This window comes from Olivibacter sp. SDN3 (assembly GCF_014334135.1).
In the GTDB taxonomy this organism is placed as follows: Bacteria; Bacteroidota; Bacteroidia; order Sphingobacteriales; family Sphingobacteriaceae; genus Olivibacter.
The window spans coordinates 3,606,575-3,622,642 of the sequence record NZ_CP060497.1 but is presented as its reverse complement, the minus strand read 5'-3'; the positions used below and the strand labels follow the sequence as shown (position 1 = coordinate 3,622,642).

Below are 16,068 nucleotides of genomic sequence, written 5' to 3'. Positions count from 1 at the left end.
CTCCATTTTTATCACAGGCAATAAGGATAGAATCAAGGGATTTAATGCACGTTTACAAAAGCATTGAGATTATTCATTTCGTAAACTTTTAACGGGATTTGTCAGAGCAGCTTTTATCGATTGAAAGCCAATGGTCAAACTGGCAATAAATATGCTGAGTACTGCGGCTATGGCAAAGATCCACCAGGGAATGGAAATTCGATAGGCGTAATCTTGAAGCCACCGTTGCATTAGAAACCAAGATATTGGAAAAGCTACCACCATGGATATCATTATAAGTTTTAAAAAGCCAAAAGAAAGCATAGCGGTAATATTTGAAACGGTAGCTCCTAAAACCTTGCGAATGCCTATTTCCTTCACCCGTGCCTGTGAACTATAAATGGACAGCCCAAATAAGCCTATACATGAAATAAAAACGGCAATGCCTGAAAAGATCTTAAACAACCACCCCGTACGCTGTTCTGATTTATACAATTGATCGTAATCTTCATCTAAAAAACTGTAACGGAATAAATGCTCTCCATTATATTTTTTCCATATTTTTTCGAGATTACTTATGGCCGCCGCTGTATTTTTACCGGTAGTTTTAACAAACAGCTGCTGTCCTGCAGGTTTATAAGTGAATACCAACGGATTAATTTTTTCTTTCAATGATGCAAAATGAAAATCTTTTGCGACACCTATAATCGTACCTTCAACATGATTCAAATAAAATTTCTTACCTATAGGGTTAATTAAACCCGCCTCCCTGATAGCAGTTTCATTTAGGATGAAATGAGCTGAATCAGCTTTTGTGCCGGTAAAACTATTCCCTTTAACAGACAATTTGAACATCTCCATAAAATCCCTGTCGATTTCCATTGTATGGAGAAGGAACGTACTGTTTGGATCTTTACCTTCCCAATGCGTATCGGTAGTAGCCAGCTCATGATTGACCATACTGGAAGTAGCGCTGCTTACGGCTAATATACCGGATTGAGAAATTAACTGGTTCTTAATGGTTGAAAAATGATCTTGAATTTCATGCATGGGCAATGAAATTACATAGGATTTATCGTAACCTAGTTTCTTCTCCCGAATAAAACTCAGTTGTTGTTCGATTATTAGCATACTGGTAATTAAACCGATAGAAAACATGAATTGTACAACAACCAGTACTTTTCTAAATAGATTATTGTTCATACCGTTGCCTGTATTTCCCTGTAAACTCCTGATGGGTTTTAGTTTAGCCAATGAAATGGCAGGATAGATACAGGAAACCAGCATTGTGAAAAGTAGCGTTGCACCAATTATTTTCCATACATCTATGTTGAGTAGACTAAACGTGATAGTTTTTCCTGTAATCGTATTGAAATGTGGAATGATTGCGTAAATAAATAGTAATACTAAGGCAACTACTACCAGAAAGAGCATTAATGTTTCAACGATAGATTGAAAAAACAACTGGCTTCGCCCGGCCCCCACAATTTTCCTGACACCGATTTCTTTAAATCTGAATAAAATTCTGGCAGTGGAGAGGTTTACATAGTTAATGGAGGCTATCAATAAGATCAAGAGCGCAACGACAAAAAAGGTTTGTACGGTACGCATTCCTAAAGATGCTCCTTCCGCATCAAAAAGATGTATTTTGGTTAGCGGTTGCAAAAGATAACTGCCTTCTTTTTCGGCAAGGGGTTGATGCTTTAAATGAACCCGTTTCAGATTTTCTTTAATGGTATTTAACGAGATATCCGGTTCCAGTTCTAAATAGGTTTTAAAAATATAACGCGACCAATCTTGGGATAAAAAGGCATCCCACACGCTTATGGAGGTAATGGGAAATAGCATATCAAACTGAATACTCGAATTCTGCGGACAATCTTCTGTAATACCGGTAATGGTATAGGTTTGGTTATTATCTGCAACCAAAACCTTTCCAATAGGGTCTTTCTTTCCGAAAAAAGCACTGGCTGTACTTTTGGTCAAAACGACTGATTGCTTATCGGGAAATGGGTTATGAATGTTTCCGGCTATCCATTTGAAATCAAACACCTCAAAAATAGACGCATCTGTATAAAGCATCTCCCCCGCTTCAAAAATCTTTCCGTCATATTTAAAAAATTCGTTATCTCCTCTGGGCGCTACTCTTACCGCATTCTTGATGCCAGGGACTTCCTTTAGCGCATGTTCGGCAAGCGGAGCTTGAGCACCATCCCATACCTGTTTCGTGCTGCCACTACCCACCGATGAACTCACTTTGAATATGTGATCTGCATTATTATTAAAGCGATCGTAACTTAACTCATCATGAACCCACAGCAGAATAAGTATGCCTATTGCTAGCCCCAACGTAAGGCCTACAATATTGATTGCACTATAAAATTTGTTTCGCAGAAGGTTTCTGAAAGCGGTTACGAAATAGCTTTTTATCATAATGATCTATATAATTGATTTACAACCCAATATTACTGCCAAAGTGTTCATCAGCGTTTACAGCACTTATGCGGGTTATTGTGTATTATATAGTGTTCGGATGTGGACACTTAATGTACGATTTTGAACAATTGAAATACTATGCTCATAAACCTCATCGTGTGCATCCCGGATATTTGAATTAAGAGCGTATGAAGGTTATAGTGAAGATGCAGTAAGATGAAAAAACTAACTGTAAAACAGATACAAAAAAACTACAATTGTAGTTTTAAAATTACAAAAATAGTTTTATGTTTGTATAATGAAACGACTCAGTGAAAAAGAAGAGGCTTTGATGCACATTATATGGCGGCTAAAAAAAGCTTTTGCTAAAGAAGTACGAGAAGAATTACCTCCTCCTAAACCGCATATTAATACCGTTGCCACTACCATGAAAAGATTAGCAGACAAGGGATATTTAAAAATTGAAGATTTTGGGTCAACCTATCGATACGTACCTGCAATTAGCAAAAGAGCGTACACTAATAAATTTTTAAGACCTCTGTTGGCCAGTTTCTTTGGTAGTTCGATTAAAAATGCGGTTAGTTTCTTCGCGGAAGAGGAGGAAATATCTTTGGAAGAACTAAAGGAAATCGTTGATATAATAGAGAAAAAAAAGCGAGGATAAATGGAAACGCTAGCGAGTTTTTAAAAGTGAATATTATCCTTTCTGGATTGTATTTTTTCTACTATGCGTTGTGCCGCTCGCGTAAGCTCCTTATTTACAACCGTATTTTTTTACTCGGCACCATTGTGTCGTGCATCGTACTCCCATTAATCTCATTTACCAAAGACATCAGAATATCCGACAGAATTCCGATTTTATTTGACTTACACAGCACCATTATAAATTCTACCGGAATGCTAAATGGACAGGTGCTGGAAACAAACGAATTTTCAAAGTCACTCGTCTCTCCCCTAGCTTCCGGCGGCTTGCCGCTATCTTCCATCCTTTTTCATGTATATCTGGTAGTGATGCTTGGATTGGCCATCCGATTGATCCGACAGCTTTTACAAGTCCGAAAAATTATTAAAAAAAGCAGTAAATATCGAGCGGACGATCTCGTTTATTGCGATATCACGAAAGAACTGGCACCATGTTCTTTTTTCAATTACATTATCGTTAATAAAAAACTGCTCTCTCTGGATGAATATAGGCATGTCTTGAAACATGAGGAGGCACATTGCAGACAATGGCACAGTATAGATATCTTGCTTATCGAGTGTTTACATATCGCTTTATGGATTAACCCGCTTATGTTCGGCCTGAAAAAATCATTGAAATTAAATCTGGAGCATTTAGCCGATGAGGCTGTTTTAGCATCCGGAATCCATCCAAAAAAATATCAATATCAGCTATTGGCAAATATATCAAAAGTTACACCCTTACCCGTGATGAACTCGCTTCAATCTTCCAAGCTAAAGCAACGCATCCTGATGATGAATATGGGACCATCTGATAAAATCCACCTGATCAAACACTTGCTTGCCGTCCCGTTCCTTCTTTGCCTGTATATTACAATACAGCTGGTTGACGGACCGCATCGCTATGCTGACAATGATGCCCTCAATAAGCTCTACGATAAACTGACAGGTTATTATCAATATATCGGGGCGAAACATGTACTTATCCACATCATGAACCAAGACGGTAAACTAGCATTGGAACAATCATGGGATAATCGAACCATTTCTTTTGAACAGCAGCAGGATCTTAATTTTTATAATGCAGCGGAACAATTTCCCCTTAAGTTTATAGAATCAGCCGATGGTAAGATCGCGAAGGTATTGGCTTTCGAGGAGGATGTATGGAATAAGATAGAGGATTATAAATCCGTTGCCAAACAGGAGGTAATGCTTCCGCCGGAAAGCCTTGAACAATTAGAAGGATATTATCAATATCAGGGAGGAGATAGACAGCTTAAAATTACAGCCGCTCCGAACAAGATTGTACTGCACGAATTTTGGACGGGGAATGATATCACTTTATTTCCGGAATCAAGCACGCTCTTTTTTTCCAAACGTGGAAATTTTCCTTTAGAATTTATTCGCAACGAACATGGGACCGTAATCAAGGCAATTGCATTTGATAAAGACATATGGCATAAAGTTAAAACCAATCCATTATCGACAAGTGCAGGAGACAAAGATAATCATTAAGAAAGAACAAGTGTACCAGCTTCGCTGTAAATTAATTGATAAACCGACAGGCAAATAATACGGATAAATAAGCAACCATTATTTATATAGCGTTCTCACCAGCCGTCAAAAAAATAAATATATGAAAAAACATTATTTAATAGTTATTCTGAATAGCTTATTTATGATTGCAGGAAGCAGAACCGTGGCACAGGAACAAGTTACACAAATTGATGTCGCTAGACTAATTGATTCGATAAGCCTAACCCTGAAAAACCATTATGTTTTTCCCGAAAAAGCAGCTACGATCGAACAACATTTAAAAAAAAGATTCAGAACCAAGGCTTACGAGGGTATTGCAGACCCGAAGATGCTTCTTACAGCACTAAACAATGATATACGTCAGGTGCATATCGATGGGCATATGGGAATGGATTATGATCCACACTTTGCAAGCCTGAAACAGGGTGAGTTAAAACCTACCAAAGACGAAATAGCTCAGTACGAGCTGTATGAAAAAGGTCAAAATTATCAGTTTAAAAAAGTGGAGATACTGACGGGCAACATTGGCTATTTGCTTTTAAATGGCTTTACGGGTGATGTTGAGGGTGCTAAGTCGATCGTTTTGTCTGCACTTCAGTTCCTCGCCAATACCCGTGCGATTATTATTGATCTACGATGGAATGGTGGAGGTGATCCTGAAATGGTCAGTTACCTGGAGGGTTTCTTCTTTAAAGAGAAAAAACTTATAAATACGATTATTGACCAATCTGGCAATGATACTACCTATTATTATGCGGATCCTGCCAAAACGAATGGTTTAGCTTTAGACATGCCTGTCTATATATTAACAAGTACACTCACTTTCTCCGGTGCGGAAGACTTCAGCTACGGCATGCAAAATGTGAACCGGGCGATCGTTGTTGGTGAAACGACAGGTGGAGGTGCCCATCCCAAAAAAATATTTTTGATTGGCCAAGGTGTTCGCATGAGCATTCCATATGCCCGATCATGGAATCCTCATACCAAAACCAATTGGGAAGCAACCGGTGTAAAACCTGATGTACCTGTAACTGCCGATCAAGCTTTGCCCGTTGCTCAGAAAGCCATATTAGAGGGGCTGGCAAAGGAAACAGAAGATGAAGGGGAAAAAAGGCATCTAAACTGGGCTTTGAACAAGCTAATTGCAGAAGAAAAACCACCTGTGCCCGATAGTTTGGATAAACTCTTCCCAAGCACCTATACAGGCGGATTAAGCTTTTACAAAGAAGGAGGTAAATTGTGGTGTAAAAATGATGAATTGGGCGGCAACCTTTTCCAATTGACATTCATTAAAGATCATCTTTTTGTACTAGATAAAAATGCACAGGTTCAATTTGATGTAGATGAAACGGGGAAACCATCTCGCATTTTTTTACTTTTTCAGAATGGCCGTATTGTTGAAAAACCATTGATTGACTGATATGATTTATTAACTACACATGGTTTAAAGCAAGTAATAGATCGTAAATAAAAAATCAACTCAGATACTAACCTTTTCAGATCATGTTAACCCATAGTACTCGGATATTCTATACTTGTATTCTTTTCATTTCGATATCGCTTTCATTGAATCTTGATGCAAGAGGACAAAGCAAGCTTGATACGACGTTGGGCAATCACGAAGCACTAGCTGTTTACGTAGGCAAGTATGCTATTTCGCCCAATTTCGTATTAACATTCCAAGTTGTCAATGGCGAATTGACAGTTGTACCCCCCGGCCAGCAGCCAATCCCTATCATTCAGATCAATGATCATACTTTTGCAGATAAGAAGGACAAAAATGTACAAATGATTTTTGTACTAAATGATAACGGATCGATTGTAAAAGTGATACTCAACCAACATGGCGAAAAGATTGAAGCGCAGCGTCTTGAAGCTTCAGGCCATTTCAGTCCAGATAAAATGTATTCGGCTGAACAGCTTAAGGCCGACCTTAGTTCTTTGAAAAACATATTAAGCGAGAATCATCCACGGCCTTTTGAATTTACAGCAAAAGAAGTATTCGAACATAGCTATGACAGCCTGCTGGCTTCGATAAACCAACCAATGAATGAAATAGCGTTTCGTTATTTGCTCATGCCCTTGGTAGCCAAGATACATTGTGGGCATACTAGGATTGACCCTTCAAGCCAATTTCAAAGATCAAAGCCTAGTAAATTCTCCCCCTTTGTTCTTTATTACGAAGGGGAGCGCGCTTTTGTAAGATACAGTGCTGTTAAAGATTTGCCAATCGGCAGCGAAGTAAAATCGATTAACAGCACTCCCATCATGGAGCGCATTCAGAATTTGCTGGCACGCACCATTGCCGATGGTATACACCCTGATGTACAATATTACCTGATAAACCAGCCAATGAGTTGGTTTCTGGGAGAAATGCCTTATTGGTATGGTCTGGAAGATTATAATCTTGACGTGATAGATACAGCTGGGCAACATCGTAACTTAAACTTAAAGGCGATAGACGAACCCACCTTTAAAGCGAATATGCCTCCTCCCTTAGCCAAACGTCATCAACTACATGTATTAGAAAATAAAAAAGCAGCAGTATTGAGTTATCCAACTTTAGATTTTCCAGATACAAGCATCAGAAATCGATTTTTAGAAGAGACCTTTACAAAACTGCGGAGCGAAGGAGTTGACAGGCTCATCCTGGATCTGCGTGGCAACGGTGGCGGCAGCCCCCACCATACTGCTTATCTTTTAAAATATTTGATTCCGCACGAGTTTACCTACTCCAATGTCGCTCCGCTACCCGATTTAGACGGCCTAAAAAGGCCGATTGCTTCTGCTGAGAACCACTTCAATGGCAAGGTATATGTATTAATCGATGGTGGATGTTTTTCCTCCACCGGACATCTCCTATCGCTTTTGAGATATCATAAGATCGGTACTTTTGTAGGAGAAAAAAGCGCCTCTTCCTATTCTTGCAATACGAACGGCATTCCATACACATTATCCAATACCGGGCTCACCTTATTCTGCCCTAAATATGTTTACGAAACGGCTGTTAATGGTTTTCAAAGAGCAGAAGGTATTTCTCCTGACTACACGTTCAAACAAACACTTAGTGATATCCTATCAGGAAAAGACATAGTAATGGAACAGGCCATAAACATGGCAGAAAAAGAAACTCAATAGCAGATGAGCTTGGTATATTATGCGGCTAGGGGCCGTATATAAAATAGTTACAGTTCAGTATAGATTTACCACAGGGACTGTCACTAAGCTCAGAAAAAGAGGTATGTAAAGATATTGATTCATTATATGAATATCTTTATCTTTAGACACTTAGAACCATTTACATAGTAAACCCGAATAAATATGAAACGTAGGAAATTCCTCCAATCTTCGATTGTAGCTGCTGCAGGTGCATCTGTTTCAGCTAACCCATTATTAGCGGCTGATAAGCCATCAACCCAAAAGGAAGTATATGAATGGCGTGAATATGAAGCACGTTTCGGTTCTGATCTGAATCAACTGGAAAATTATTTTAAAATAGCGCTTATTCCTGCGTTGAATAAATATGGAGTAAAAAAAGTTGGTGTCTTCAAAGAATGGAGACCATCAGAACCGGCCAAAGTTTATTTACTGACGCCTTATTCGTCTCTCGACAACTATCTAGCCATAAATATAAAACTAAAAGCGGATGCGGATTATATTAAAAATAGCGCAGCTTACAACAGCATACCGGCTGATAAAGCCGTATACAACCGTTTTACCTCTTCTTTGATGATTGCCTTTGATGGCTTTCCGTCAATGATCGTCCCATCGGATGCATCCCGGATATTCGAATTAAGAACGTATGAGGGCTATAGTGAAGACGCGGTAAGAAGAAAAATTAAAATGTTTAACGATGGTGAATTTCCCATTTTTAATCGAGCGAAATTGAATCCTGTATTCTGTGGCGAAGTGATTGCCGGCGACAAGCTGCCACGTCTGACTTATATGATTACGTGCAATAGTATGGAAGAACGCGACAAAGGATGGGCTGCTTTCGTGGCCGACCCCGAATGGAAGAAATTAGTAACGGATCCGCAGTACGCCAATACGATTTCTAAAATTAGCAACACCTTTTTGGTTCCAACATCCTATTCACAAATATAGCGTAAAAAGAGAACCGCTTTGCTAAATAGCAAAGTGCTTGAACCTGTTTTTATCTTTGGATATGGTGCTTAACTATCCACCGTGCGATTCGAAACGTCCCGTTGCTTCTTCGATGTTGATGCGGTAAACGATCAGCGCGTCATGAAGCGCTGGATTTATCCCATGAGAAGGGTTCCGCGCGGGATCATTCGTGTTTGGCATAATACGCAAAATTAAGCCCTGCATGACCTGTTGGCGTTCTACACCTTTCAATTCCTCAAAGGTTCCCCACAAAATCACGCTCTTCCACTTGAACATGTTATCAATTTCATCCACTTGAAAACAAACGCGCGGATTTGCGCGAAGCATTTCTATTTTTTTCCCCTCGCCCGAATGTGCATATATCGCATTGTTTTGGTATACGTAGTTGACAGGTACAATGTAGGTTTCACCATTTAAATGACATCCCAGACGGCCAATGAACTGGCTTTCTAAAACATCTATTATTTCTCTTTTATTTAATTCTCCCAGCATGGGTGTAAACCATTATTTTCACTAAAAATACATAATATATTTTAGAGCATATTCGCCAATGTAAATATTCCTTTTAGTTAGGGGATAGATATTACGGTGGTGGGCAAGTAGAGCGAATAGCTCAGGGCAGTGATATGAGGATCACGCAAGAGGTCTTCACTGATGGTGGCGTGTGCCTCCAAGTTCTCTCTGGAGCGGGTGTTCAACCCATAGAAACCAGCATACAGACTAGGCGCTAACAGCAGGTAGGTAAACACCCCGGTTGCACCGTTCGAATGGCTTATTAGATGAATCCGGTTATCGTAAACAAAGAGAAGAAGAGGAATAACGATGAGATGACAGAAAGTATTGATATTTAAACTTCAAAAACGGGATGTACAGGAAAAATGATAATTTTAGGAAATTTTAACGGCAACATCCATGGAGCGAAACTTTTATATATCGACTGACAAATCGCTAATAGACATCGAAATGGTTTACAACTTTCTTAGTATGGAATCTTACTGGGCAGAAGGTAGAAGCAAAGATGTTATCGCCAAATCTATAGAAAACTCGTTTTGCTTTGCTGTCTTTAACACGGAAAATCAACAAATTGCCTTTGCCAGAGTGATAACTGACTATGCGGTATTCGCTTGGTTACTCGATGTGTTTGTGCTGGATGCCTATAGAAATAAGGGAGTGGGAAAAATGCTTATGACAGCAATCACGCAACATGAAGAGCTAAAAAATGTACCACGGTGGCGCCTGGCAACTAGAGATGCCCATGGGCTCTATAAAAAATACGGATTTAAGGCACTAGCCGAACCTGACAGCTTGATGGAAAAGTCATCTCATTAATTTATTATCATGGAACTTCGAATTGCACGGCATACCAACGATTTAGGGCTCCTCATAGCTTTCTATATGAGAATATTTGATTTAAACATACTCGGCTCTTTCGAAAATCATGACGGATACGATGGTGTATTCCTCGGTAAGACTGACTTAGATTGGCACTTGGAATTCACGAGCTCATCTGAAAAAATAGATTTTAATTTTGGAGAGGATGATTTACTAGTTTTTTATCCAAAAACTACAGAAGAATATAAACGTATTATGGGAAATATCGAGCAACATAACATTGCCACTTTAACACCCAAAAACCCTTATTGGGAACATAATGGTATTATGATTGCCGACCCAGATGGCTATAGGATCGTAATATCCGATCTGCGTGTTAAAGATTTTGTTCACTTACACTGAAAATGATTACAATTGCCAAAACAAGAAGATTATCGTTTTAGAATAAATTATATGTGACCATATCAATTCGCCGAAATAATTTGCCAAGATTTATCTCTCGTCTCTCGGAACGCTTCAAAGCCTAAAGGTAGGTCTAAAATACCTTGGATTGTCGTATCCAGCTCAACGATTTCACTTAAAGAGATTATCCGATAATCCTCATCATTTATGTTCCGCTCTTTTCCATTAAACTGCCAGCTTCCGTCATCGTAATGATAAACATATAGTATGGGCGATTTACCCTCCAACACATATTTCGTCGTAAAAACTGCTACCTCCAAGTTATCTTTGACTTTATTCATTCGACATAATGCAATTACTGGTAATGGCTCCGACAAAGATAATTAATTCGCATCAGCAAGTGTTTCCCAATAGTGAATTCGCCCGACAATACCTACAATGAAATCGGTAAGGTTGGATGTCGAGCTGGATTATTTAGTTGGCGAATGGGTTGACGCCACCAGACAAATAAGTAGTTACGTTGTATTTAACTACATGATTTTAACCATTTTTGTAAATCGTCGTTGGCTTATACTTAGGCTATGCTTAACCAGCAAAATTGCGGGTCTCTTGTTTGGAGGCATCAGCTGGTTCAATTTTTCTGTCAAAGCTTCTAAAGAGTTATTCTGGCTAGACCTTTTTAAAAATTGGTGTAATATGTGAGATAGATTTTTACCAAAAACTTTTGGTTGTGTTGGACGTTTAAATAATGGTGGCTATTGAAATTTAGTCAACACTTATAAATCGACAATTATGAAAGCACAGACAATTGACCAACAGATCAATATCAATGCACCAGCCGAAAAAGTTTGGCAGGTGTTGTGGGGTAAAGATACTTATAAAAAATGGGCAGCCGCATATATGCCTGGGTCAAGCTATACCGGCGATCTAAAGCAGGGTGGCCGCGTCAAATTCCTAGATCCCGATAACAACGGGATGGAAAGTGAAGTTGCATCATTGACGGAAAACCGCGAGATAACTTTTCATCACCTCCATGAGTTGCAAGCGGGAAATGAAGGCCAGAGCCTCGGAAATCTGCGTGAAAAATATACGTTAGAAGAGCAGGATGATGTTACCACCTTATCGCTAATCTCGGATATGCCCGAGGAATATTTTAAAGAAATGGATGCAGCAACCAAAAAGGCCTTACAGACAATAAAGGAACTAGCCGAGGAATAAAACATCACCACTCCTAGCGCAGTTTGAAGTTTTGTTACACAATTCGCTAAGCTTAAAAGCTTATTAATAGGTATCAGTTACTTCTTGGCTACCACATTGACCGTATTCCGATCCGGCGCAAACTTTTTCCGCAGCCATTTGCGAACCGGCTCATCATACCATTTCAATGCGGCGTAGGCCAAAACTATGCTACCTATTAAAATAAGTAACGCATAGGGCAACGCCTGTACGATCGTTATGCCTTGATGATCGCTGATCCAGGCAACGTAAAAATAGACCAGCGGGTAATGTACCAGGTAAAGCGGATAGGATATATCACCTAAGAATTTGCATATCCTTCTCTCCCTTGTAGTTTGCACCACACCACTGGCGCCAAGGTACACTATAAGCGGGAAAACGATAATAATGCAAACAGATTCATAGATCCCGTTCATCCAAATATGCTCAGCGCCGCCAATGCGCGGCATATAAAGTAAGATAGCTACTAAAAGACTGCACCATAAAAAGGCATTTTTAATTCGTGTAGGCTTTGCTATACGTGAAAGCAACAGACCGGCAAAAAAAGGGTACATGGTACGGGTCAGCCCAATGCGTACCTGTTCCACATTCAGCGTCCAGCCACCACTGACGTCGCCGTTTGTGATTGCCAGATGTGCGAGTGCGATAGCAGCGATGCCCACCAAGGTAATTAATACCGTTTTGGAAAATTTCCTGATCCAGATAGCATAAAGAATATTGGCAATATATTCAAAGAACAATGACCATCCCACGCTATTCAGGGGGTGCATCTCTTCCCAGCCGCGTATATCAAGCGATAATGGTACGGGCAGGATAGTATAGCCGATCAGCATCACCAGTAGCATCTTCCAGACAGGAACAGTATGAATGAGCGGCCATATCGTAGAATCCGTAAAATAGAAGCCTATAGCGCCTAGGGTCATCCCCAAAACCACCATTGGTTGAAGACGTTCGATACGGCGTTTTAAAAAATTGCCAGCGGTCATTTTATTCCAGCGATCGTCGTAAGCATAGCCGATCACGAAACCTGATAATAAAAAGAAAAAGTCAACAGCAAGGTAACCGTGATTGACGAGGTTATCTAAATTACCGGTCGATAATGGCTCGGTCAGGTGAAATGTTACAACAATTATAGCTGCGACACCGCGAAGGCCGTCTAATATAAGGTAGTGTGGCTTTGCGGAAAGGCTATTATTATTCATTGATCTTTGGATATGGAATTTAGGGTTTAATAATAAGATGGTTAAAAATTGCTATTTAATGGATTTGTAAAATTAAATAAATAACTTATCTGAACTCGACCAAATAGTATCAAAACCCAAACAGATAGTCTCATTTTTACACTTAACCAAGGCTTGATCCCGCAGGTATTGCCTGCGTCCCACAACCACGCGCTACAAAGTAAATCCCTTAAAATAGAAAAACCGCCTCATGGTTAACTTATGAGACGGCTTCTTCTATATTATTCTAAACATCTTCGTTTTTTCGCACAACATGATGAGAGAAAATCGAGGCTGCCTACCCTGAAATAGGCAGCCTGAACGATTAGTTATTATTACGATAGTCTAGTGGAGGTTTCCGGTCGCCAACCAAGGATTGATATTGAAAGTCTTTTCCTCGACGTTCGTCCAGCTCCTCCTTGGCTGCTGCTAACACTTCCGGACTATTAAAAAGTTCGTAAGCTGTAAGAGCCATTGTTTTGGATGCATTGACCATCGCCTTTCTTCCAATACTGCTTCCAGCAGCCACTACAGCCTGCCAACTATGCCCTGGGCTCCCCGGTATAAAAGTAGCCGTACTCAGCCCTACGGTAGGGGCATTCCAACTTATATCTGCTACGTCGGTAGAACCACCGCTGCCACGTTCTCTAACTTCAAAAGGTGCTATCTTTGAGGCATCGTCCAAGGGGGGCTTTTTGTCAAAAGTAGCCTGCAATTTTTCAGCCAAAATACGCTCTTCGGGCGTGTAAGATATACCACCAACGATCCGTAGGTTTTTGTCCATCACTTGCGAGAGTGTCTTGTTAGGCAATAAATTGTATATACCGTGGATCACTTCGTGCTCAACCCGGGTATCTGTGCCCATGGCTGCTCCTTCTGAAGCTTTCACTATACGGTCGAATGTTTCTTTCACTTCATCTACTTCCGGATGTCTAACATAATAGTATACTTCGGCAAAAGCTGGAACAACGTTAGGGGCTTCGCCCCCTTTGGTAATGACATAATGAATTCGAGTATCAGATGAAATATGTTCCCGCATCATATTGGTCATATAGTCCATCGCTTCTACACCGTCCAGCGCAGACCTTCCTTGATCTGGAGCACTGGATGCATGCGCAGGCTTTCCATAAAAACGGAATTTGGCTGATTTATTAGCAAGGGAAGAACTTGCCGAGGCTGAATTCGTATTACCGGGATGCCAATGTAATACGGCGTCCACGTCATTAAACAAGCCTTCGCGCACCATATACACTTTTCCTGCACCGCCCTCTTCCGCAGGAGTACCATAGAAACGGATAGTTCCAGACTTACCCGAGTTAGCCAAATAATCTTTAATTGCCACCGCAGCCAAGGCCGAACCGGAACCGAATAAATTATGCCCGCAGCCGTGGCCCGCTCCACCCGCTACCCTGGCCTGCGGTGTTGGCTCATCCGTCTGTGACAGTCCGGGCAGGGCGTCGTATTCCCCTAAAATTCCGATGATGGGCTGTCCTTTTCCGTATGATGCTATAAATGCCGTAGGCATACCGGCAACTCCTTCCGTAATTTCAAAACCAGCTTCTGCTAACTGATTTCTTAAAAGCTCTGCACTCTTTTCTTCTTGATAGCCTACTTCGGCAAATTCCCAAATTTGTCGGGATATCTCACCATAATCCTGCCCATTCTGTTCAATATAGGCCAGTATCTGGTTTTGGTCTTCTGTTTGTCCATAACTTGAGAAGAAAATGCAGGAGCACAGGGAAATTGTCAAGGTTAGTTTTCTCATATCGAATCTTATTATTAAGCAGTACGTTGTGTTAAATGAAAGCGACTATATAAAATATTTTGGCAGATTACTTCTCCAATATCAACGATCATTCGCATACTATGAAGAAGAATCTCCACTTTTTTATATGCCAGGGCAAGAAAAGCCGCCGATCTGAAACCAAAATTAACGTTTTTACTGGATAAAATCTACTTAATACGTTGTTATGCATTCCCGGAACGAAATATTTTCACCAAAACTGTAAGGTTATAGATATATGAGATCGTATTATTTCGACAGCAAATGCTTTACTTCAGATTGGTCTGCCGGTATGCACCGAAAATCTAACAGCAAGGATGTTTATGAAGAATTTTTCCGTTGTTTTCTAATTGAAAGTCGAACGAAATTCTCCCGGTGACATCTGGGTTTTGCTCTTGAAGAATTTGTTGAACGATGCGGGATGACCAAATCCCAAGGTATAGGCAATCTCACTTACAGATAGGTTTGTGGTTGATAGTTTTTCTTTGGCCTTTGCGATGAGCCGGCTTTGCAGATGCTGTTGCGTGCTTAATCCGGTAAGCATTTTTAACAGCGTACTGAGGTAATTGGGTGTCAGATGGAGCGATTCCGCAATTTGTGTGACTGGAGGAATTCCCTTAAGCGCAAGACTATCATCTTCAAAATAGCTGTCCAATACAGATTCCATCTGTTCCAGTATCTGGTGATTACTCTTGCGACGGGTTAAAAATTGCCGCTGGTAAAACCTTTCTGTATAGCGCAGGAGCAGTTCAAGATGTCCGATGATGATGTCATGTGTAAATTTATCGATATGCGACTGGTATTCTTTTCGGATCTGCCGAAAAATAGCTATCAGTAATTGTTCTTCCTTATCGGAAAGGAATAACGCTTCATTTACTGCATAACCGAAGAATTCGTACCGTTTAATCTTTTTCGCGAGGGATGTATTCCAGAAGAAATCCGGATGGATCAGCAATAGCCAGCCCGAAGGATCGCTTTCTGCATCGGGATCGATTTCGATGTGGATCACCTGCTGTGGCGCAACTAGTGTCAGTACGCCTTCATCAAAGTCATAGGGTAGCTGTCCGTAATTGAATTTCTTGCTTACATTGCGTTTTAAGCCGATCGAGTAATAATTCTGAACCCAGCGCATATCCGTATACTCGGGTGGATACTTCACTACACTGTAATCAATCAGACTGATCAATGGGTGTTCGGTCTTAGGTAGGTTGCTGAAATCGTGAAACGCTTGTATCGAATCAAACCGTAAATCAATGCGCATAATGATGATTTTACTTTATATGCATAAAAATAGTAAAACTTTGGACAGCGGAAGCCTTAAGCCTTACCACTATCCAA

Annotated in this window: 14 protein-coding genes; 8 read left to right on the top strand and 6 right to left on the bottom strand. The window is 40.3% G+C overall.

Annotated features, from left to right (window positions below; translation table 11 throughout):
- Positions 1-69: 69 nt before the first annotated feature.
- Complete coding sequence (locus H8S90_RS15045) at positions 70-2,412, bottom strand: ABC transporter permease (protein WP_187338683.1); 2,343 nt, start codon at positions 2,410-2,412, stop codon at positions 70-72.
- A gap of 301 nt (positions 2,413-2,713) precedes the next feature.
- Between H8S90_RS15045 and H8S90_RS15040 the strand changes: the two genes are divergently transcribed.
- From H8S90_RS15040 to H8S90_RS15020, 5 genes are all read left to right on the top strand, one after another.
- Positions 2,714-3,079, top strand: coding sequence for a BlaI/MecI/CopY family transcriptional regulator (locus H8S90_RS15040; RefSeq protein WP_187338682.1), 366 nt, complete (start codon positions 2,714-2,716; stop codon positions 3,077-3,079).
- A gap of 26 nt (positions 3,080-3,105) precedes the next feature.
- Positions 3,106-4,611, top strand: coding sequence for a M56 family metallopeptidase (locus H8S90_RS15035; protein ID WP_370525646.1), 1,506 nt, complete (start codon positions 3,106-3,108; stop codon positions 4,609-4,611).
- Between the two features lie 121 nt (positions 4,612-4,732).
- Positions 4,733-6,052, top strand: a complete 1,320-nt coding sequence (locus tag H8S90_RS15030) for a S41 family peptidase (protein WP_187338680.1) — start codon at positions 4,733-4,735, stop codon at positions 6,050-6,052.
- A gap of 83 nt (positions 6,053-6,135) precedes the next feature.
- Entirely contained in the window at positions 6,136-7,770 is a 1,635-nt protein-coding gene (locus tag H8S90_RS15025) for a S41 family peptidase (protein ID WP_187338679.1), read from the top strand.
- Between the two features lie 183 nt (positions 7,771-7,953).
- Positions 7,954-8,736 carry an NIPSNAP family protein gene (locus H8S90_RS15020; protein ID WP_187338678.1) on the top strand — a complete coding sequence of 261 codons (783 nt, stop codon included), beginning with the start codon at positions 7,954-7,956 and terminating at the stop codon, positions 8,734-8,736.
- A gap of 72 nt (positions 8,737-8,808) precedes the next feature.
- Here H8S90_RS15020 and H8S90_RS15015 read toward each other — a convergent pair whose 3' ends face one another.
- On the bottom strand, positions 8,809-9,249 hold the full coding sequence (locus H8S90_RS15015) for a pyridoxamine 5'-phosphate oxidase family protein (protein WP_187338677.1): 441 nt from the start codon (positions 9,247-9,249) through the stop codon (positions 8,809-8,811).
- Between the two features lie 420 nt (positions 9,250-9,669).
- Here H8S90_RS15015 and H8S90_RS15010 point away from each other — a divergent pair, with 420 nt between their 5' ends.
- Entirely contained in the window at positions 9,670-10,086 is a 417-nt protein-coding gene (locus tag H8S90_RS15010; RefSeq protein WP_187338676.1) for a GNAT family N-acetyltransferase, read from the top strand.
- Positions 10,087-10,095: 9 nt separating this feature from the next.
- Positions 10,096-10,491, top strand: a complete 396-nt coding sequence (locus H8S90_RS15005; protein WP_187338675.1) for a VOC family protein — start codon at positions 10,096-10,098, stop codon at positions 10,489-10,491.
- A 62-nt stretch (positions 10,492-10,553) separates the two neighbouring features.
- Here H8S90_RS15005 and H8S90_RS15000 read toward each other — a convergent pair whose 3' ends face one another.
- Positions 10,554-10,832 carry a hypothetical protein gene (locus H8S90_RS15000; protein ID WP_187338674.1) on the bottom strand — a complete coding sequence of 93 codons (279 nt, stop codon included), beginning with the start codon at positions 10,830-10,832 and terminating at the stop codon, positions 10,554-10,556.
- 451 nt (positions 10,833-11,283) lie between these two features.
- On the opposite strand from H8S90_RS15000, the gene H8S90_RS14995 reads away from it, so the two are divergent.
- The gene (locus H8S90_RS14995; protein ID WP_187338673.1) at positions 11,284-11,709 is read left to right on the top strand and encodes an SRPBCC domain-containing protein; all 426 of its coding nucleotides are present in this window, start codon (positions 11,284-11,286) and stop codon (positions 11,707-11,709) included.
- Between the two features lie 77 nt (positions 11,710-11,786).
- Here the strand turns inward: H8S90_RS14995 and H8S90_RS14990 are convergent, their stop codons facing one another.
- The 3 genes from H8S90_RS14990 to H8S90_RS14980 form a co-directional block, all read right to left on the bottom strand.
- Positions 11,787-12,929 (bottom strand): acyltransferase, encoded by a 1,143-nt coding sequence (locus H8S90_RS14990; protein ID WP_187338672.1) that lies wholly within the window; start codon positions 12,927-12,929, stop codon positions 11,787-11,789.
- Between the two features lie 343 nt (positions 12,930-13,272).
- Positions 13,273-14,712 (bottom strand): amidohydrolase, encoded by a 1,440-nt coding sequence (locus H8S90_RS14985; protein WP_187338671.1) that lies wholly within the window; start codon positions 14,710-14,712, stop codon positions 13,273-13,275.
- A 364-nt stretch (positions 14,713-15,076) separates the two neighbouring features.
- Positions 15,077-15,991 carry an AraC family transcriptional regulator gene (locus H8S90_RS14980; protein ID WP_187338670.1) on the bottom strand — a complete coding sequence of 305 codons (915 nt, stop codon included), beginning with the start codon at positions 15,989-15,991 and terminating at the stop codon, positions 15,077-15,079.
- Between the last annotated feature and the right edge of the window lie 77 nt (positions 15,992-16,068).